The sequence below is a fragment of the Streptomyces blastmyceticus genome, from assembly GCF_039521185.1.
GTDB lineage: Bacteria > Actinomycetota > Actinomycetes > Streptomycetales > Streptomycetaceae > Streptomyces > Streptomyces blastmyceticus.
In genome coordinates this window covers 31,727-51,803 of the sequence record NZ_BAAABW010000023.1, presented here as the reverse complement: position 1 = coordinate 51,803, position 20,077 = coordinate 31,727, and the positions used below count along the sequence as shown (strand labels likewise).

Annotated in this window: 6 protein-coding genes; all 6 read right to left on the bottom strand. The window is 74.6% G+C overall.

Annotated features, from left to right (window positions below):
- Positions 1-36: 36 nt before the first annotated feature.
- A complete protein-coding gene (locus ABD269_RS20500) occupies positions 37-1,602 on the bottom strand; it encodes a DHA2 family efflux MFS transporter permease subunit (protein ID WP_344119786.1) in 1,566 nt (521 codons plus the stop codon).
- On the bottom strand, positions 1,599-2,129 hold the full coding sequence (locus ABD269_RS20495; protein WP_301889917.1) for a GbsR/MarR family transcriptional regulator: 531 nt from the start codon (positions 2,127-2,129) through the stop codon (positions 1,599-1,601). The genes ABD269_RS20500 and ABD269_RS20495 overlap by 4 nt, the downstream gene beginning before the upstream one ends.
- Positions 2,130-2,270: 141 nt before the next feature.
- Positions 2,271-3,692 carry an NAD(P)/FAD-dependent oxidoreductase gene (locus ABD269_RS20490; protein WP_344119783.1) on the bottom strand — a complete coding sequence of 474 codons (1,422 nt, stop codon included), beginning with the start codon at positions 3,690-3,692 and terminating at the stop codon, positions 2,271-2,273.
- A gap of 82 nt (positions 3,693-3,774) precedes the next feature.
- Positions 3,775-7,782 carry a type I polyketide synthase gene (locus ABD269_RS20485; RefSeq protein WP_344119781.1) on the bottom strand — a complete coding sequence of 1,336 codons (4,008 nt, stop codon included), beginning with the start codon at positions 7,780-7,782 and terminating at the stop codon, positions 3,775-3,777.
- Positions 7,783-7,819: 37 nt separating this feature from the next.
- Positions 7,820-14,377 carry an SDR family NAD(P)-dependent oxidoreductase gene (locus ABD269_RS20480; RefSeq protein ID WP_425572943.1) on the bottom strand — a complete coding sequence of 2,186 codons (6,558 nt, stop codon included), beginning with the start codon at positions 14,375-14,377 and terminating at the stop codon, positions 7,820-7,822.
- A 58-nt stretch (positions 14,378-14,435) separates the two neighbouring features.
- On the bottom strand, positions 14,436-20,036 hold the full coding sequence (locus ABD269_RS20475) for a type I polyketide synthase (protein WP_425572939.1): 5,601 nt from the start codon (positions 20,034-20,036) through the stop codon (positions 14,436-14,438).
- Positions 20,037-20,077: the final 41 nt, after the last annotated feature.

The following is a 20,077-nucleotide window of genomic DNA, read 5'->3' as shown; positions in this document are numbered from 1 at the left end:
ACGCGGTGCCGCGGCGCCGAGGGGCCCGCACGGTGGTCAGGCCGGCGAGCCGGGGGCCTCCGCCTGGTCGCCGAGGCCCTCCTGGGCCGGTTCCTTCTCCGGCGGCAGGGCCGCGCGCCTGGGCATGAAGGCCAGGGCCAGCAGGGCGGCGACGACGCCGATGCCGGAGCAGACGAACAGCAGCGTGTGCATGGCGTCCACGAAGGCGTCCCGCACGGCGCCGAGCATCACAGTGTCGTGCATCTTCTCGGCCACGGCGACGCCGGTGGACACGCTCCGGCTGACCGCGTCCTCCACCTGCTGGGAAGCGTTCTTCAGGTCGAGGTTGTTGCGGTAGCTGGAGTTGGCGACGGAGCCGAGCACCGCGACGCCGATGGCGCCGCCGACCTGGCGGAGCGCCTGGACGACCGCGGAGCCGACGCCGCTGCGCTCCTTGGCCAGGGAGTTCAGGGCCGCCGCCATCGAGCGGGTCATGGCCAGGCCCAGCCCGGCGCCGATGACCACGATCCAGACGGCCACATAGCCGTAGCCGGTGTCGGTCTCGGTGTAGGTGCCCATGAACAGGCCGATGGCCACCAGGAGGAAGCCGAGCGCCGGTACGGCGCGGGGGCCGATGTCCGGGCGCATCTTGTTGATCGCGCTGGCGCCGACGAGGAGTCCGCCGATCATCGGCAGCAGCCGCAGGCCGGTGCCGAGGGCGTCGGTGCCCTGGACGGCCTGGAAGTACTGCGGCAGGGCGAAGATGAGCCCGAACATCGCGAAGCTGACGATGGTGCTGAGGACCGAGCCCCAGACGAAGCCGCGGGTGCGGAACAGGCGGAGGTCGACGAGCGGATTCCCGGTGACGGCGACGCGCAGCTCCCACAGGACGAACACGATCAGGGCGACCACGCCGCCGCCGAGCGACAGCAGGGCCTCGGCGCTCCCCCAGCCCTTCTCGCCGGCCTCGATCGCGCCGAAGGTCAGCGCCGTCAGGCCGACGCTGGAGATCACCACGCCCAGGAAGTCGATGCCGACGCCCTCCGAACCGCGCGACTCCGGCACCACTTTGGCCACGGCGAGCGCGCCGATGACGACGAGCGGGACGTTGATGAGGAAGACCGAGCCCCACCAGAAGTGGTTGAGCAGCGCGCCGCCGACGACGGGACCCAGCGGGAGGCCGAGCATCGTGGAGACGGCGATGACGCCAATGGCCTTGGTGCGTTCCTGCTCGGTCTCGAAGAGGTTCAGCAGGACGGAGGTGCTCATCGGGACGATGAAGGCGGCGCCGAGCCCGAGCACCGCGCGGGCGGCGATCAGCTGCCCGGAGGAGCCGGAGTAGGCGCACCACAGGGATGCGCCGCCGAAGAGGATCAGCGCCGCGACGAGGAACTTCTTGCGGCCGTACTTGTCGCCCAGCAGGCCCGCCGGCAGCAGCGCCGCGGCGAGGACCAGGGTGAACGCGTCCACGATCCACTGGAGTTGGCTGGTCGAGGCGTCGAGGTCGGCGCTGATGGTGGGCACCGCGACGTTGAGGATGGTGGCGTCGACACCGACGACCAGCAGGCTCAGTCCGATGGCGCCGAGCGCCCACGCCTTGCGGGTGGCCTCAGTGCTGCTCATAAAGACATCCCTTCTTCTTCCCCTTCCACGGCCTGGTCACCGGAGTTCACGGCGTCCCAGCGCTTCCACATCGGCCCGGCCTCGGAGCTCAGCCACGCGAACATCCGGTGGGCCTCCCGCATCCGGCGGGCGCGCACGGCGTCGTCCGGGAACAGGTGCAGGCCCTCACTGGTGATGTCCACGAACGAGGTGAGGCTTTCGAGCCGCCGTTTGAGCACGCCCGACCAGGCGTCCTCGGTGATCTGGTAATACGTCGCCCGGCGTCCGGCGCGGGTGACGGCCTGCACCATCCTGGCCTCGGTCAGCAGCCTGAGCGTGGTGGTGAGCGAGGCGCGGCTCGCCTGCACGGCTTCGGCGATTTCCGCGGCGGTCTGTTCGGGTGGATCGCTCACCATGAGCCAGGCCATGGTGCGCCCCATGATCGGTGGCCAGCCCGCCTGTTGCATGAACCAGGTGGTCACCCGCTCCATCCAGGCCAGCACTTCCTCGGACTGGGGGGCGGGCCCCTCGTCGGCGCTCGATGACATACAGCTTCTCCTAGGCGAAACAGCAACTTCTAGAAGTTTCAGTCATCACTGTAATCCAGGAGCGGGGGGCAGGGAACGGAATCGACGCCGCCGGAAGGTTGATTCACCCCCGGCGGCATCAAAGTTCCGTCAACTCGTTCCCTATTCGGACTGGTTGGCGACGACCAGCGCCGCCGCGCCCCGCTCCTCTTCGGTCAGCGTCGGCCCGTCCGGCCGCACCCCGCCTGCGGGTATCCGGCCCAACGCGGCCCGCACCTCGGGCGATTGCAGGGCGTCGGCCGCACCCGAGAGCGTGTTGACCTGCATCGCGGCCGCGCAGACGACCGGATCGCCCAGTGCCGCCTCACCGATCAGGTCGGCCTGCGCCCGCCGCTCCCCGGCGTACCGCGTCAGCCGTGGATCCCGGGTCTCGATGTAGACATCGGGGTAGCAGATGTCCTGGGAGGTGCCGAGCGACCAGGGCGTGTCGACCACGGCGCCGATCGCCCGCTGGGCGCCGCGCGCCATCCCCGGCCCGACCCCGCTCTCCTCCAGTGCCGCCCCCAGGGCGGCCGCGCCCAGGGCCGCCGCGCTCATGCCGTGCCCGTAGACGGGGTTGAAGGCGGCCACCGCGTCGCCGACGACGACCAGCCCCTCCGGCCAGTCGACGAGCCGGTCGTAGAAGAGGCGGCGGTTGGCCGTGGAGCGGGACGCCTGGACCCCGGTCAGCGGCTCGGCCCGGGAGACGAGTTCGGCGAGGAGCGGGTGGCGCAGGGTCTCCAGATAGGCGGTGAAGCCGTCCTCGGTGTTCGGCGGTTCGCCGCCGCGCGTACCGGACAGCGTCACCATCCAGCGGCCGTCCTCGATCGGCAGCAGGATGCCGTTGCGGCCCGGCACCCCGGCGCGGTGGTCGGCGTAGACGCTCACCAGGGGGAACCTCTTGGCCGCACCCTCGGGCGCCCGGAAGATCCGCGTCGCGTACGCCATCCCGGAGTCGACGACGTCCTCCTGCACGGCGGGCATCCCGAGGCCGGCCAGCCAGCGCTTCATCGGCGAGCCCCGGCCGGCGGCGTCCACCACGACGTCGGCGTCGAGCACCGACACCGTGCCCTGGCGGCGGGGCTTGTACGTGACGCCGGTGATCCGTTCCGCGTCGCCGCGCAGCCCGATGATGTCGGTGTCGCCGATCACGGTGATCCGCGGATCGGCCTGCGCCTGGTCGCGTACGGTCCAGTCGAGCAGCGGACGGCCGGCCGCGATCATGAACTGGGTCTCGGGGAAGCGCTGTTGCCAGCCGTAGGCGGTCAGCGACACGAGGTCCTCGGGCAGGCCGATGCGGTGGGCGCCCGCCTCCAGCAGCCGTTCCGTCGTGCCGGGCAGCAGCGACTCGATGACCCGCGCCCCGCCCGACCACAGCACGTGGGTGTGCCGGGCCTGCGGTACGCCCTTGCGCGGGTCCGCGTCGCCGGGGAGCCGGTCGCGGTCCAGCACGGTGACGGTGTCGACGTGGCGGGCCAGCGCGGCGGCGGCGAGCATGCCCGCCATCCCCGCGCCCAGGACCACCGCACTCGTTTTCTCGCCCATGGTTTCTCGGGATTCCCTTCGTGTGCGCGCGGAAAGAGAGAAGCGGCCTGCCGGGGGCCCGTCGGGCCGGGCCGCCGGTCGGTCAGACCAGGTCACGGAGGAATTTCTCGACGGCCCCGGCCGTCGCCGCCGCGTGGTCCGCCTCCAGCATGGAGAAGTGGTCGCCGGGAACCTCCGCGAGCGTGTGGGTCTGCTCCCAGGTGACCCGCCACCCGTCACCGGCCCCCGGGGCGGCGGCGCCGAGCGGTTCGGTGGCCCGTACGAGCAGGGTCGGGGTGGTGAGCGGCGGCACGGTGTAGTCGAACGTGGCATACCGCGCACGGGCGGTGATCCACGCCTCCCCCGCCCCGTCGCCCGCCTGCCCGATGCGTTCCCCGCGGTCGAGCAGCGACGCCTGGAGGGCCTCGCCCCATTCCGGGCCCAGGCCGTGCCCGCCGCCCCAGGTCGGGGTGTCGAGCAGCACCAGGGCGGCGGGGCCCGCCCCCCGGCTCTCCAGGTGCGCGGCCGTCGCACTCGCGACGGAGCCGCCGCCGGAGTGGCCCAGCAGAGCGAACCGCCTACCGCCGGCGGCCCGTCGGGCCGCGTCCGCCAGGACCTCCGTCAGCGCCCGGACTGATGCGGGCAGCGGCTCGCCCCGCAGGAAACCGGGCAGGCCGACCATGGCCACGTCACGCTTGCCGCGGAGCCAGGAGGCGATACGCGCGTATTGGTAGAAGTTCTGCTGCCACACGAAGGACGGGAAGCAGATCAGGACCGGTTCCTCCGGGCCGTCGCACAGCCGGACCGTGCGGGGCGGCCGCCCGAGGGCGGCGGCCGAGTCGAACTGCGGCCTGAAGCGGGCGAGTTCGGTCATCAGTTGGTGGACCTCCGCGGCCCGGCCGTCCTGGCAGGCCCGCAGGAAGAGTCCGCCGAGCCCTTCGGGTGCCGCGGCGGGGGCGGGCCCGGCGCCGGACCCGCGGGCGAGCTCACCGTCGAGGAAGGCCGCCAGGTCCCGGGACGTGGGGTGGTCGAGGACGAGGGTGGCGGGCAGCGCGAGTCCGATGGCGGCGCCGAGCCGCTCGGAGAGCTCGACCGCCGACATCGAGTCGAAGCCCAGGTCGGCGAAGTCCCGCTCCGGAGCCACCGCGTCGGCCGAGGCGTGGCCGAGGGTCCCGGCGACGTACTGCCGCACAGCCTCCACCAGCCGCTCGCGGCGCTCGTCGCCGTCCAGGCCGCGCAGGGACTCGCGCAGGGCGGGCCGCCCGGCGTCCGGAACGGGCGCGGTGGCGGGAATGGAACGGGCGCCGGGAAGGGCGGGCCCGGCACCACCGGTCCCGGCATCCGTGCCGTTCTCCAGCCAGAACCGCTGCCGTTGGAAGGCGTACGTCGGCAGGCCCACGCGGCGCGCGCCGGTGCCGGTGAACACCGCGTCCCAGTCCGGGCGGACGCCCCGGACGTGGGCGGCGGCCACGGCGGAGAGCGCCGTACGGGTCTCCGGGCGCGCGCGGCGCAGCGTCGGGATCAGGGCGGTGCCCTCGGCACGGACGCCCAGGCAGTCGCGGGCCATCGCGGTGAGCACGGCGTCGGGGCCCAGTTCGACGAAGGTGGTGACGCGGGCGTCGGCCAGGGTCTGCATCCCGTCCCGGAAGCGGACGGCCGAGCGGATGTGCCGCACCCAGTAGTCCGGTGAGCGGAGGTTCTCTCCGGTGGCCGTGCCGCCGGTGACGTTGGAGACGACGGGGATGCGGGGCGGCGCGTAGGAGAGGGTGCTCGCGGTCAGCCGGAACTTCTCCAGGATCCCGTCCATCCGCGGGGAGTGGAAGGCATGGCTGGTCCGCAGCCGCCGGGTCCTGCGGCCCTGTCCGGCCCAGTGCGCGGCGAGTGCGGCCACGGCCTCCTCGTCGCCGGAGACGACGGTGGACCGGGGGCCGTTGACCGCGGCGACGGACATCTCGCGCTCGCGGCCCGCCAGCAGGGGCGCGATCTCGTCCTCGGACGCCTGGAGGGAGTACATCGCACCGCCCCCGGGGAGCCCCTGCATCAAGGTGGCGCGGGCGGCGACCAGTTCGCAGGCGTCGTCCAGTGACAGCACTCCGGCGACGTGGGCCGCGGTCAGCTCGCCCACGGAGTGGCCGATCAGGTGGGTGGGGGTGATGCCCCAGGACTCCCACAGCCGGTGCAGCGCCACCTGGAGGGCGAAGGTCGCGGGCTGGGTGAACTGCGTGTCGTCCAGCAGGGCGGCCTCGGGCGAGCCCTCCACGGCGAGGACGATCTCCCGCAGGGGGCGGCCGAGGTGCCGGTCCAGGCTCGCGCAGGCGCGGTCGAAGGCGTCGGCGAAGACGGGGAACGCCCCGTGCAGTTCCCGTCCCATGCCGGGCCGCTGGGCGCCCTGTCCGGTGAAGAGGAACGCGATGCCGCCCGGCTCCCCCGCCGTGCCGGTGACGACGGCCGGGTCGGGCCGTCCGTCGGCGAGGGCGCGCAGGCCGCGGAGGGCCTCGTCCCGGTCCTCCGCGACGACGACGGCGCACTGTCCGAGTGCGGCGCGGGTGGTGGCCAGGGAGAAGCCCACGTCGGCGAGCGGCGCTCCGGGGTGCTCGGCCAGGTGGTCCGCCAGTCGGCGGGCCTGGGCGCGCAGGGCCGCCGCGCTCTTGGCGGCGACGGGCAGCAGCACCTGCGCGGGGTGGACGCCGGCCGGGGGCCGCTCGTCCCGCGTGTGCCCGGCCGGCGCCTCCTCCACGATCACATGGGCGTTGGTGCCGCTGATGCCGAACGCGGACACGGCGGCGCGCCGGGGGCGCCCGCCGGTGTCGGGCCAGGGCCTGGCCTCGGTGAGGAGCCGTACGTCGCCCGCCGACCAGTCGACGTTGCGGGAGGGCTCGTCGACGTGCAGGGTCATGGGGAGGGTGCCGTGGCGCATCGCCTCGACCATTTTGATGAGCCCGGCCGCTCCGGCCGCGGTCCCCGCGTGGCCGAGGTTCGACTTGACGGAGCCCAGCCACAGCGGGCGGCCTTCGGGGCGCCCCTGGCCGTAGGCGGCCAGCAGTGCCCCGGCCTCGATGGGGTCGCCGAGCCGGGTGCCGGTGCCGTGCGCCTCCACCGCGTCGACGTCCTGTGCCGTGAGGCCGGCGCTGTCCAGGGCCGCGCGGATCACCTTGCGCTGGGCCCGGCCATTGGGCGCGGTCAGGCCGTTGCTGGAACCGTCCTGGTTGAGTGCGGAGCCGCGGACGACCGCCAGCACCCGGTGTCCCGCGCGCTGCGCGTCCGAGAGCCGTTCGACGACGAGCACGCCCGCGCCCTCGGCCCACGCGGTGCCGTCGGCGGCCTCGGCGAACGCCTTGACCCGGCCGTCGGAGCCCATGCCGCGCTGCCGGGAGAACTCCACGAACAGCGCGGGCGTGGGCATCACGTTCGCCGCGCCGACGAGGGCGAGCGGGCAGTCGCCGGAGCGCAGGGCGTGTGCGGCGTGGTGCAGTGCCACCAGGAAGGAGGAGCACGCCGTGTCGATGGACACGGCCGGTCCCTCCAGGCCGAGCGCGTAGGCGATGCGGCCCGAGGCGACGCTGGGGACGTTGCCGGTCATCGCATAGCCCTGGACCTCGGCCGGGACGTGGGTGACTCCGCTGCCGTACGCGGCGTACGAGACGCCGATGAACACGCCGGTCCGGCTGCCCTTCAGTGCCAGCGGGTCGAGGCCCGCCCGTTCGCACGCTTCCCAGGCGACCTCCAGCAGGATCCGCTGCTGCGGGTCCATGGCCAGCGCCTCGCGGGGGGAGATGCCGAAGAAGTCGGCGTCGAAGTGGGAGGCGTCGGGCAGGAATCCGCCCTGCCGCACCCGGGGGGCGCCGGGCAGCCCGCCGTCGGCGCCGAAGAGGGTGTCGAGGTCCCAGCCCCGGTCCTCGGGGACGTCGGTCATCAAGTCCGCCCCGGCGGCCAGGCGTTCCCAGAGGCGTTCCGGGGAGTCGGCGCCGCCGGGGAAGCGGCAGGCCGTTCCGACGATCGCGATCGGCTCGGTCGCGGCCGACAGGAGCTGCCGGTTGTGTCTGCGCAGCCGGTCGGCCTCGGTCAGGGCCGCGCGCAGAGCCTCGACGATCTGTTCCGTCGACGTGGCCATCACGTACTCCGTTTCGTGTTCTCGGTCCGTCCGCGCGTCAGCCGGCGTCGCCGAGGGCCGCGCGGACGAGGTCGTCGACGTCCATGTCGGCGATGGCTCCGGCCTCTTGGGGCCCGGAGGGTTCAGGGGCCCGGTCCGCCGGGTCGGCGGCGAGCTCCAGCAGGGTGTCCAGCACACCGGCACCGCGGAGCCTGGCCAGGGGGATGGACGTCAGTGCCTGCCGGATGCGGAGCTCCTCGGCGGGGACGGCGGGCCGCGCCTCGGCGTCGGGTACGAGCGCGTGGTGCAGGTGCTCGGCCAGTTCGGCGGGCGAGGGGAGGTCGAAGACGAGGGTGCTGGGCAGGCTCAGTCCGGTGACGGAGTTGAGCCTGTTGCGGAGTTCGACGGCGGTGAGCGAGTCGAGTCCCAGCTCCTTGAACGCCCGGCCGGCTCCGACGGCGGACGGGTCGCCGAGCCCCAGCACCGCGGCCACGTGGGACTGCACGAGGTCCGTCAACAGCTGCCGTTGCTCGGCCGCCGGCCGTCCGGCGAGCCGGGCCTCCAGGGAGCGTGCCTCGACCTCGGCGCCGGCCTGCGCGGCCTTGCGGGCCGACGTCCGCCGCCCGCCGGCCAGTTCGCGCAGCATGGCCGGGAGCGGGGCCTTCCCCGCCTGCTGCCGCAGGGTGGCGAGGTGCAGCCGGGTGGGCACCACCAGGGCCTCGCCGACGGAGCGGCCCGCGTCGAAGAGTGCCGTGCCCTCCTCGGCGGAGATGGGCAGCACTCCGGACCGTGTCATGCGTGCCACGTGCGACGCGTCGAGCCGGCCGGTCAGTTCGCTGGTCTCCGACCAGTAGCCCCAGGCCATGGACACGGCGGGCAGCCCCTGGGCGCGGCGGCGGTGGGCGAAGGCGTCGAGGAAGGCGTTGGCCGCGGCGTAGTTGCCCTGGCCGGGGTTGCCGAGGACACCGGCGCCCGCCGAGTACAGCACGAAGTCCGCCAGGTCGAGGTCCCGGGTCAGTTCGTGCAGGTTGACCACGGCGTCGACCTTGGGCCGCAGGACGCGTTCGAGGTGTCCGGGGGTGAGCGAGCCGATCAGCCCGTCCTCCAGGACGCCCGCGGTGTGCACGACCGCGGTCAGCGGCCGCCCGGCGGGGACGGCGGCCAGCACGGCCGCCAGGGCCTCGCGGTCGGCCGCGTCGCAGGACGCGATCTGCACGCTCTCGGCGCCCAGTGCGGCCAGTTCCGCGGCCAGCTCGGCGGCTCCGGCGGCGTCCGGGCCCCGGCGGCTGGTGAGCAGCAGGTGCCGTACGCCGTGCTCGGTGACCAGGTGCCGGGCGGCGATGCCGCCCAGGGTGCCGGTGCCGCCGGTGATGAGCACCGTGCCCGCCGGGTCGAGCGGTTTGGGTACGGTCAGGACGAGTTTGCCGGTGTGTTGTGCCCGGCTCATGAAGCGGAAGGCCTCCGGTGCCCGGCGCACATCCCAGGTGCGTACGGGCAGCGGCCGCAGGATCCGCCGGCGGAAGAGGGCGACCAGTTCGGCGAGGATCTCGCCGATCCTGTCGGCGCCCGCGTCGATGAGGTCGTACGCGAGGTAGTGGACGCCCGGGTGGCCGGCGGCGACGGTCCGCGGGTCGCGGGGGTCGGTCTTGCCCATCTCCAGGAACCGGCCGCCGCGCGGCAGGAGCCGCAGCGAGGCGTCCACGAACTCCCTCGCGAGGGAGTTGAGCACGACGTCCACGCCCTGCCCGCCGGTGGCCTCCCGGAACCGCTCTTCGAAGTCCAGGGTCCGCGAGGAGGCGATGTGCGCCGCGTCGAAGCCCATCTTGTGCAGGGTGCCCCACTTGCCCTCACTGGCGGTGGCGAACACCTCGGCTCCCCAGTAGCGGGCGAGCTGTACGGCGGCCATGCCGACGCCGCCGGTCGCGGCGTGGACGAGCACCCGGTCGCCGTCGCGGAGCCCGCCGAGGTCGGCGAGGCCGAAGTAGGCGGTGAGGAAGGCCGCGGGGACCGCCGCGGCCTGCTCGAAGGACCAGCCGCGCGGCATGGCCACGACCAGCCGCCGGTCGGTGACGGACACCGGTCCGAAGGGGTCGTGCAGCAGGCCCATGACCTTGTCGCCGACCGCGAGGCCGGTCACGCCGGGGCCGGTGGCGGTGACCACGCCGGCGCCTTCGCTGCCCAGCCTCGCCTGGCCGGGCACCATGCCGAGGCTCACCAGCACATCGCGGAAGTTGACGCCTGCCGCCCGTACGGACACCCGGATCTGCCCCTCCTTCAGGGGGGCGAGGGCCTCGGGGTGCGGCAGCAGCTCCAGGTTGTCGAGCGTGCCGGGCCCGGTGGTGTCCAGCCGCCAGACCGGTTCGCCCGCGGGCGGGGTCAGGAGCCGGTCCGCTCCGGCCCGGACGAGGCGGGGGGTGAGCGCGGTGCCGGCCCGCAGGGCGAGTTGTGGTTCGCCGGCGGCGAGGGCGGTCCGTACGGCCACGCCGAGGCGGGCCCGCGACTCGTCGCGGCCGTCGAGGTCGACGAGGAGGAAGCGTCCGGGGTTCTCGGCCTGCGCGGACCGGATCATGCCCCACAGCGGGGCGTGCACCAGGTCCTCGACGTCCTCGCCGTCCAGGACCGGCACGGCGCGGCGGGTGGCCAGGACCAGTCGGCAGTCGTCCAGTCGCTCGTCGGCCAGCCATGCCCGCACGGTGGCGAGCAGTTCGGTGACCGTCCGGTGCACGGCCGGTGCGAGGTCGCGGGTGTCGGGTGCGGCGTACGACAGCAGGGCCACCCGGGGGGCGGGGGCTCCGGCCTCGATGGCCGCGGCCAGTTCCCCGGGGCCGGGGTGGGTGGCGGCGAGGGTGCCCGCGTTCCGCAGCGAGGGGGCCAGGCCGTGGGGGTCGTCGCCGAGGAGGACCCAGCTGTCCGGGTCCGGGGCCCCGCCTTCGGGCGGCAGCGGGTTCCAGCCGACGCGGAACAGCGCGTCCCGTGTCGCGTCGTGCGCGCCGTCGAGCCGTTCGGCGCGCACGGGGCGGAACACCAGCGACCCGACGGACGCCACGGGCGCGCCCTGGACGTCGGCGAGCGTGACCGACAGGGTGTCGTCGCCCTGTGCGGTGATGCGGACGCGTACCGCGGTCGCGCCCACCGCGTGGAGGGTCACATCGCGCCAGACGAACGGCAGATGGGTGCCGTCGCCCAGGAAGTCGCCGAACCCTGTGGCGTGCAGGGCGGCGTCCAGCAGGGCCGGGTGGATCCCGAACCGGCCCGCTTCCTGGTGCAGTTCGTGCGGCAGCGCCGCCTCGGCGTACACGACGTCGCCGAGCCGCCAGGCCGAGCGCAGGCCCTGGAAGGCGGGGCCGAAGCGGTAGGCGGTGTCCTGGGCCCGTTCGTACACGCCCTCGGTCTCCAGTGGCCGTGCCCCCGTGGGCGGCCAGTCGGTGAGGGGTTCGGCACCGGGCCCGGTGCCGGGGGCGAGCGTCCCGGTGGCGTGGCGGGTCCAGGGCGCGTCGGGCCCGGCGTCGTCGGCGCGTGCGTACACGTCGAGGCCGCGCCGCCCTCCGCCGTCGGGGGCGGCGACCCACAGCTGTAGGTGCAGGCCGCCCCGCTCGGGCAGGACGAGGGGGCTCTCCAGGGTCAGTTCGGCCACCCGGTCGCAGCCGGCCTCGGCGGCGGCGCGCAGGGCGAGTTCCGCGAAGGCCGCGCCCGGGAAGAGGGCGGCGCCGCCGATGGCGTGGTCGGCCAGCCAGGGGTGGGTCTTCAGGGACAGCCGTCCGGTGAGCAGGATCCGGTCGTCGTCCGCGGCCCGGACGACCGCGCCGAGCACGGGGTGGCCGGTGCCGTCGAGGCCGAGGTCCCCGGCGTCGCCGGTGGCGTATTCGGCGTCCAGCCAGAAGTGCTGGCGCTGGAAGGCGTAGGTGGGCAGGTCCACCCGCCCGGCGTCCGCTCCGGCGAACACCGCGTCCCAGTCGACGGGCAGGCCGCGTACGTAACCCTCCGACAGGGAGGTGAGGAAGCGGGCCGGGCCGCCCTCGTCGCGGCGCAGCGTGCCGAGGGCCACAGCGTCCTTTCCGGAGTCCTCGAAGGTCTCCTGGAGGCCGACGGTGAGCACGGGGTGGGCGCTCGCCTCGACGAAGAAGCGGTAGCCGTCGTCCAGGAGCGCGCGGACGGTGTCGTCGAAGCGGACGGTCTGCCGGAGGTTGGTGTACCAGTAGGCGGCGTCCAGGCCGGTGGTGTCGAGGGGGCCGGCGGTGACGGTGGAGTAGAAGGGGATCTCCGAGGCGCGCGGCTCGATGTCCTCGAGCGCGTCGAGGACCTGCTCGCGGACGGCGTCGACCTGCGCGCAGTGGGAGGCGTAGTCGACGGCGACGCGCCGGGCCCGTACGCCGTCGGCCGCACAGTCGGCGAGCAGTTCGCCGAGCGCCTCGGGCTCTCCCGAGACCACCGTCGAGGACGGTCCGTTGACGGAGGCCACGGAGAGCCGCCCGCCCCACTTCCCCAGCCGTTCACGGACCTGTTCTGCGGGCAGCGGTACGGACGCCATGCCGCCGCGCCCGGAGAGTCCCTCGGCGATGGCCCGCGCGCGCAGGGCCACGCCCTTGGCGGCGTCCTCCAGGGACAGGGCGCCCGCCACCACGGCGGCCGCGAACTCGCCCTGGCTGTGGCCGACGACCGCCGACGGCTCGACGCCCACCGACCGCCACAGGCCGGCGAGCGACACCATCACGGCCCACAGCGCGGACTGCACGAGGACCACGTCGTCGAGGGCGGCCGCGTCGCCGTCGCGGAGCACGTCGGCCACCGGCCGGTCCACGTACGGCCGCAGGGCGGCGTCGCACTCGGCGAGCCGCCGCGCGAACTCCGGTGAGGCGGCGAGCAGTTCGGTCGCCATTGTGGCCCACTGCGAGCCCTGCCCGGGGAAGACGAAGGCGACGCGGGCGGCGCCCGTGCGGGCCCGGCCGGTGATCACCTGGGCGGCCGCTTCCCCCGAGGCCAGGGCCGCGAGTCCGGCGAGCGCGCCCGCGCGGTCCGCGGCCAGTACCACGCCGCGTTCCTCGAGCGCCGCCCTCGTGGTCGCCAGCGCCCGGCCCACCTCGGGCAGGGCGAGCTCACCGCGGTCCGCGACGTGCGCGGCGAGCCGCTCCGCCTGGGCGCGCAGGGCGGGGGCGGTCCGGCCGGAGACCGCCCAGGGGACGGCGGTCAGCGCCAACGGGCCCACGCTCTGCGGACGTTCGTCGGCGCCTTCCTGCGGGGGCGCCTCCTCCACGATGACGTGGGCGTTGGTGCCGCTGATGCCGAAGGAGGAGACCCCGGCCCGGCGCGGGCCGCCGTCGCTCTTCCACGCCACGGGCTCCGTGAGCAGCTCCACGGCGCCCAAGGACCAGTCGACGTGCGGCGAGGGGGCGTCGACGTGCAGCGTGCGCGGCAGCGTCTCGTGGTGGAGTGCCATCACCATCTTGATGACGCCGCCGACGCCGGCCGCGTGCGCGGTGTGTCCGATGTTCGACTTGAGCCCGCCGAGCCGCAGCGGCCTGTCCGCCGGGCGGTCCTGCCCGTAGGTGGCGAGCAGCGCGTGGGCCTCGATCGGGTCGCCCAGGTTGGTTCCGGTGCCGTGGGCCTCGACGGCGTCGACCTGGTCGGGCGACAGGCGCGCGTCGGCGAGCGCGTCGCGGATGACTCGTTCCTGCGAGGGGCCGTTGGGGGCGGACAGGCCGTTGCTGGCGCCGTCCTGGTTGACCGCGCTGCCCCGGATGACGGCGAGGACGCGGTGGCCGTTGCGGCGGGCGTCCGAGAGCCGTTCCAGGAGCAGCAGTCCGGCGCCTTCGGAGGGGCCGAAGCCGTCGGCGCCGGCCGCGAACGCCTTGCAGCGGCCGTCGGCGGCCAGTGCCCGCTGGCGGCTGAACGTGATGAAGCCGGCGAGGGTGGGCATGACGGCGACGCCGCCGGTCACCGCGAGCGAGCAGTCGTCCGTGCGCAGCGCCTGCACGGCCAGGTGCAGTGCGACCAGCGACGAGGAGCAGGCCGTGTCGACGGTGATCGCGGGGCCCACGAAGCCGTGGCTGTAGGCCACCCGGCCCGAGACCACGCTGGCGAACGAGCCGGTGCCCGAATAGCCCTCCAGGCCTTCCGGGATGCGCTGCCTGCCGGTGATGTAGTCGATGGTGGCGGCGCCGACGAAGACTCCGGTGCGGCTGCCCCTCATCGTGGTGGGGTCGATGCCGGCCCGTTCGAAGACCTCCCACGAGGTCTCCAGCAGCAGGCGCTGCTGCGGGTCCATGGCGAGGGCCTCGCGCGGGTTGACCCCGAAGAAGTCGGCGTCGAACTCGCCCGCCTCGTGCAGGAATCCGCTCTCACGGACATAGGTCCTGCCCTCGGCGTCGGGGTCGGGGTCGTAGACGTGGTCGAGGTCCCAGCCGCGGTTGTCGGGGAAGGCCGAGACGGCGTCGCCGCCCGAGGCCACCAGGTCCCACAGCGCCTCGGGGGACGCGGCGCCGCCGGGGTAGCGGCAGGCCATCCCGATGACCGCGACGGGCTCCGGCTCCTCCAGCTCCCGTATCCGCCTGCGGGCCTTGCGCAGGTCCGTGGTGGCCCGCTTGAGGTATTCCCGGAGCTTGTCCTCGCTGTCCATCAGCCCTCACAGCCCTTCATGATCGAGTCCAGCCGGATCCGGAGCGGCGCGCCGTGCGCGGTCACGGGGTGTCCAGTTCGTCGTCGAGCAGTGCGAACAGCTCGCTGTCCGTGGCGGAGTCGACGGCCCGGTCCTCGTCCGCCTCGGCCGACCCCGTGTCGTTCCACCTCGACAGGAGGGCGTGCAGCCGGGTCGTCACCTTCTTGCGGGTGTCGGTGTCGTCGGCCGCAACCGCGAGGAGGACGGACTCCAGCCGGTCCAGCTCTTCGAGGGCGGGCGGGAGCGCGGCGGGCTCCTCGGGCGTGATCTGCTCCCGCAGGAACCCGGCGGTGGCATTGAGGGTCGGGTGGTCGAAGACCAGGCTCGCGGGCAGTTGCAGGCCGGTGGCCGCCTGGAGGCGGTTGCGCAGTTCCAGCGCGGTGAGCGAGTCGAAGCCGAGCTCCTTGAAGGCCCGGTCGGGCTCGATGGCCTCGGGCGTGCCGTGGCCGAGGACCGAGGCGACGTGGCCGCGGACGAGCTCCACCAGCGTGTGGTGCCGGTCGGCCGCCGGTATCGCGCCCAGCCGGACCGCGAGGTCCTGCGCCGCGGGCCGTTCCTCCCGCGCGTCGGCCGTGCGCCGTGCCGGAGCGGCGCGCACCAGACCGCGGAGCAGGTCGGGCAGGGTGCCGTCGGCGGCGCGGGTGCGCAGGGCCGTGGTGTCGAGGCGTACGGGCACGAGCAGCGCCTCGTCGAGGGCCATGGCGGAGTCGAAGAGCGCCGTGCCGTCGTCCTCGGACAGCGGCAGGATCCCGGCCCGCGCGAACTTGGCCGTGTCGGCGGCCTCGCCCATCGCGCCGCTGCCCGCCCACAGGCCCCAGGCCAGGGAGCGGGCGGCGAGTCCTTCGGCCCGCCGGGCCTGCGCGAGCGCGTCGACGAACGCGTTGGCGGCCGCGTAGTTGCCCTGCGCGAGGCTGCCGAGGACGCCCGACGCGGAGGAGAACAGCACGAACGCCGACAGGCCGGCGTCCGCGGTGAGTTCGTGCAGGTGCACGGCCGCGGCGGCCTTGGGCGCGAAGACCCGGGCCACGTCCTCGGGCGTGAGCGCTTCGAGGGGGGCGTCGGCGAGGGCGCCCGCGGCGTGCACCACACCGGTGAGGGGGTGGTCGGCGGGGATGCCCGCGAGCAGCTCGCCGAGGGCGTCCCGGTCGGAGACGTCGCAGGAGGCCAGGGTGACGGCCGCGCCGAGTGAGGTCAGTTCACGCTCCAGGTCCCCGGCTCCGGGGGCCCGTCGGCCGCTGCGGCTCGCCAGGAGCAGGTGGCGTACGCCGTGCTGTTTCACGAGGTGCCGGGCGAGGACCGCGCCGAGGTCACCGGTGCCACCGGTGATCAGTACGGTCCCTTCGGCGCTCCATCGCGGGGCCGTTGCGGCGGCGGCGGCGGCCCGCACCATCCGGGGCACCAGGACCGCCCCGGCGCGCAGGGCGATCTGTGGCTCCCCGGAGGCGATCACCGCGGGGACGGCGCCGGGGAACACCGCGAGGGAGCCCTCGTCCGCGTCGAGGTCGAGGAGGGCGAAGCGTCCCGGGTGCGCGGACTGCGCGGAGCGCACGAGCCCCCAGAGCGGGGAGTTCGCCAGGTCGGTGATCGCGTCGGCGTCCCGCGCGGCGACGGCACCGCGGGTGACCACGAGGAGGCGGGAGGAGGCGAACCGCTCGTCCGCCGACCACTGCTGGAGGAGGGCCAGCAGCCGGGTCGTCGACTCCAGGGCGTCCCGGGCGAGCGTGTCACCGGTGCGCCGTGGGCCCGCGCAGGCCACGACGGCCAGTTCGGGCGCGGGCAGGCCCGCGTCGAGGGCCTCGGCCAGCGCGGCAAGGCCCTCGTACGTCTGCGGGTAGGCCCCGGACTCCTCCAGCGCGTCGGTCAGTTCGAGCGGGTCGTCGCCCAGGACGACCCAGTCGGCGCTCCGTCCGGGGGCGGGCACCGGTGTCCATTCGACGCGGTACAGCGAGTCGAGCGGGGTGCCGGCGACGCGCAGCTCCTCGGCGGAGACCGTACGGGGTGCCACGGCGTCGGCGGAGGCGACGAGGGCGCCGGTGGTGTCCGACACGGTGAGCGTCACCGCGCCGTCCTCGCCGACAGGGCGGAGGTGGACGCGCAGCGTGGTCGCGCCGACGGCCCGCAGCGTCACCCCGGTCCACTGCGTCCACAGGCTTCCGGACCGCGACTCCAGCAGGGCGGGCTGGAGGGCCGCGTCCAGCAGGGCGGGGTGGATCCCGAACCGGCCCGCTTCGCGCGCCGGGTCCTCGGGCAGGGTCACTTCGGCGAAGAGCTCCTTGCCAATGCGCCAGACGGCGCGCAGCCCCTGGAGCGCCGGGCCGTAGGACTGGCCGGCGCCGGCGAGGCGCGGATAGAAGTGGGTGACGCCGACAGGCTGCGCGCCGGCGGGCGGCCAGGCGGCCGGAGCGTCGTCGGGGGCGGCGGGCGCGGTGGTGAGCAGGCCGGTGGCGTGCCGGGTCCAGGGCGCGTCGAACCCGGCGTCCTCGGGGCGGGCGTGGACGCTCAGCGCGCGGGCGCCGGTGGCGTCGGCGGATGCCACCGTGACCTGGAGCCGGACGCCGCCCTGTGCGGGCGGGAGGAGCGGGGCGTCGAGCGTGAGCTGTTCGAGCCGGTCGCAGTCGACCGCTTCCCCGGCCCGCAGCGCGAGTTCCACGAAGGCGGAGCCGGGGACCACCGCGGTGCCCGAGATCGCGTGGTCGGCCAGCCAGGGGTGCGTGCGCAGGGAGAGCCGTCCGGTGAGGAGTGCGTCCCCGCTGTCCGCGAGCCGCACCGCCGCGCCCAGCAGCGGGTGTCCGGTGGCTCCGAGGCCGAGCCCCGCGGGGTCGCCCGCCCCGGTGGCCGCGGCCTCCAGCCAGTGGCGTTCGCGCTGGAAGGCGTAGGTGGGCAGGTCGACGCGCCGCGCGCCCGTACCGCCGAGTACCGCCTGCCAGTCGACGGGCAGACCCCGTACGTGGCCCTCGGCGAGCGAGGTCAGGAAGCGGTGGGGGCCGCCTTCGCCGCGGCGCAGCGTGCCGAGGGCCACGGCGTCCTTGCCGCAGTCCTCGAAGGTCTCCTGGAGGCCGACGGTGAGCACGGGGTGGGCGCTGGACTCCACGAAGAAGCGGAATCCGTCGGCGAGCAGCGCACGGACGGTGGCGTCGAAGCGGACGGTCCGGCGGAGGTTGGTCACCCAGTACTCGGCGTCCAGCTCCGTGGTGTCGATCGGTGCGCCGGTCACGGTCGAGTAGAAGGGGATCTCCGAGGCGCGCGGCTCGATGTCCTCGAGCACGTCGAGGACCTGCTCGCGGACGGCGTCGACCTGCGCGCAGTGGGAGGCGTAGTCGACGGGGACGCGCCGGGCCCGTGTGCCGTCGCTCCCGCAGAGCGCCAGCAGCTCGTCCAGAGCCTCGGGCTCTCCCGAGACCACCGTCGAGGACGGTCCGTTGACGGAAGCCACGGAGATCCGCCCGCCCCACGGACCGATGCGTGTCCGGACGTCGTCGGCGGGGAGGGAGAGGGACACCATGCCGCCCCGGCCGGACAGGCTCCCGGCGATGGCCCGGGCCCGCAGCACGACCACCTTGGCCGCGTCGCCGAGCGACAGCGCGCCGGAGACCGCGGCCGCGGCGATCTCACCCTGGCTGTGTCCGATCACCGCCGCGGGCTCCACACCCACCGAGCGCCACACAGCGGCCAGCGACACCATCACCGCCCACAGCGACGCCTGCACCACCACGACGTCGTCCAGCGGCGCCGCTTCCTCGCCGCCCCGCACCACATCGGCCACCGACCAGTCGACGTACGGGCGCAGCGCGGCGTCGCATTCGGCGAGCCGCTCCGCGAACACCGGCGAGGACTCCAGCAGTTCCGCCGCCATTCCCGCCCACTGCGATCCCTGGCCCGGGAACACGAACGCCACCCGGCCCCGCACATTGGCGACACCGGTCAACACCTGTGGTGCGGGGTCGCCTTGGGCCAGTGCGTCGAGCCCGGACAGTGCCTCGCCGCGCCCGGTCGCCAGCACCACGCCACGGTGGTCCAGTGCCTCTCGCGAAAGCGCCAGCGTCAGGCCGACGTCCGCGGCGGACGGCCCGGGGTGCTCCTGGAGGTGGGCGGACAGCCGCTCGGCCTGGGCGCGCAGTGCGGGGCCCGTCCTGCCGGACACCGGCCACAGGGTCACATCCCCGGCCGGGCCCGGGCGGCCCCGCTCGGGCCCGGCGGCCGGGGCGTCCTCGGCGGGCGCCTCTTCCAGGACGACATGGGCGTTGGTGCCGCTGATGCCGAAGGCCGAGACCCCGGCGCGGCGCGGCTGGCCGGCCGCCGCCCACGGCACCGGCTCGGTCAGCAGGCGCACGCCGCCGGACGACCAGTCCACCTGAGGGGTGGGGGTGTCGACGTGCAGGGTCTTCGGGAGCAGGCCGTTGCGCAGCGCCTGCACCATCTTGATGACTCCGGCGACACCCGCGGCGGCCTGAGTGTGGCCGATGTTGGACTTCACCGAGCCGAGCCGGAGCGGCTCGTCGGCGGAGTGTTCCCTGCCGTACGTGGCGATGAGGGCCTGGGCCTCGATGGGGTCGCCCAGGGTGGTGCCCGTGCCGTGCGCCTCGACCGCGTCGACGTCGCCGGCCGTGAGCCGGGCGTCGGCCAGTGCCGCCTCGATCACCCGCTGCTGGGCGGGGCCGTTGGGGGCGGTGAGGCCGTTGCTCGCCCCGTCCTGGTTGACGGCGGAGCCGCGTACGACGGCCAGCACCCGGTGGCCGTTGCGGCGGGCGTCCGAGAGACGCTCCAGGAGGACGAGCCCGGCGCCCTCGGAGAAGCCGGTGCCGTCCGCGGCGGCCGCGAACGCCTTGCAGCGCGCGTCGGCGGCCAGCAGCCGCTGGCGGCTGAACTCCACGAATTCCATGGGGCTCGGCATCACCATGGCCCCGCCGGCCAGCGCCAGCGAGGACTCCCCCGCGCGCAGCGACTGCACCGCGAGGTGCAGGGCGACCAGCGACGACGAGCAGGCCGTGTCGATGGTGACGGCGGGCCCTTCCAGGCCGAAGGTGTACGAGACGCGGCCCGAGACGACGCTGTTCGCGGACCCCGTCATGGTGTAGCCCTCGAGGCCGTCCGGGATCTGTCCGACGTCGGCTCCGTACCCGGTGTAGGAGGCGCCGACGAAGACGCCCGTACGGCTGCCGCGCAGGGTGGCCGGGGCGATGCCGGCCCGCTCGAACGCCTCGTAGGCGGATTCCAGGACCAGGCGCTGCTGCGGGTCCATGGCCAGGGCCTCGCGCGGCGATATCCCGAAGAGGCCGGCGTCGAATTCCGCGGCACCGTCGACGAATCCACCGGCGCAGGCGAGTTCCCTGCCCTCGGGGTCGCGCAGGCTCAGCCCGTCGAGGTCCCAGCCGCGGTCGGCGGGGAAGCCCGATATTCCGTCGCCGCCCTCGGCGACCAGCCGCCACAGCTCGTCCGGGGACTGCACACCGCCGGGATAGCGGCAGGCCATGCCGATGACCGCGACGGGCTCGTGCTCCCTGGCCTCCACCGACCGCAGCCGGCCCTGGGTCCGGCGCAGGTCGGCCATGACCTTGTTGAGGTATTCGCGCAGCTTCTGCTCGTCGTTCTTCGGCTTCTTGTGGTCGTTCGTCATCGTCAGCACTCTCCGCCGATAGCCAGGGAACTTGCGGTACTTTCCGGCGA

What these genes read in the sequence shown, in the direction of transcription:
- ABD269_RS20500 (WP_344119786.1), bottom strand. Translation starts at nt 1,602, where the DNA reads ATGAGCAGCACTGAGGCCACCCGCAAGGCGTGGGCGCTCGGCGCCATC.
- ABD269_RS20495 (WP_301889917.1), bottom strand. Translation starts at nt 2,129, where the DNA reads ATGTCATCGAGCGCCGACGAGGGGCCCGCCCCCCAGTCCGAGGAAGTG.
- ABD269_RS20490 (WP_344119783.1), bottom strand. Translation starts at nt 3,692, where the DNA reads ATGGGCGAGAAAACGAGTGCGGTGGTCCTGGGCGCGGGGATGGCGGGC.
- ABD269_RS20485 (WP_344119781.1), bottom strand. Translation starts at nt 7,782, where the DNA reads ATGGCCACGTCGACGGAACAGATCGTCGAGGCTCTGCGCGCGGCCCTG.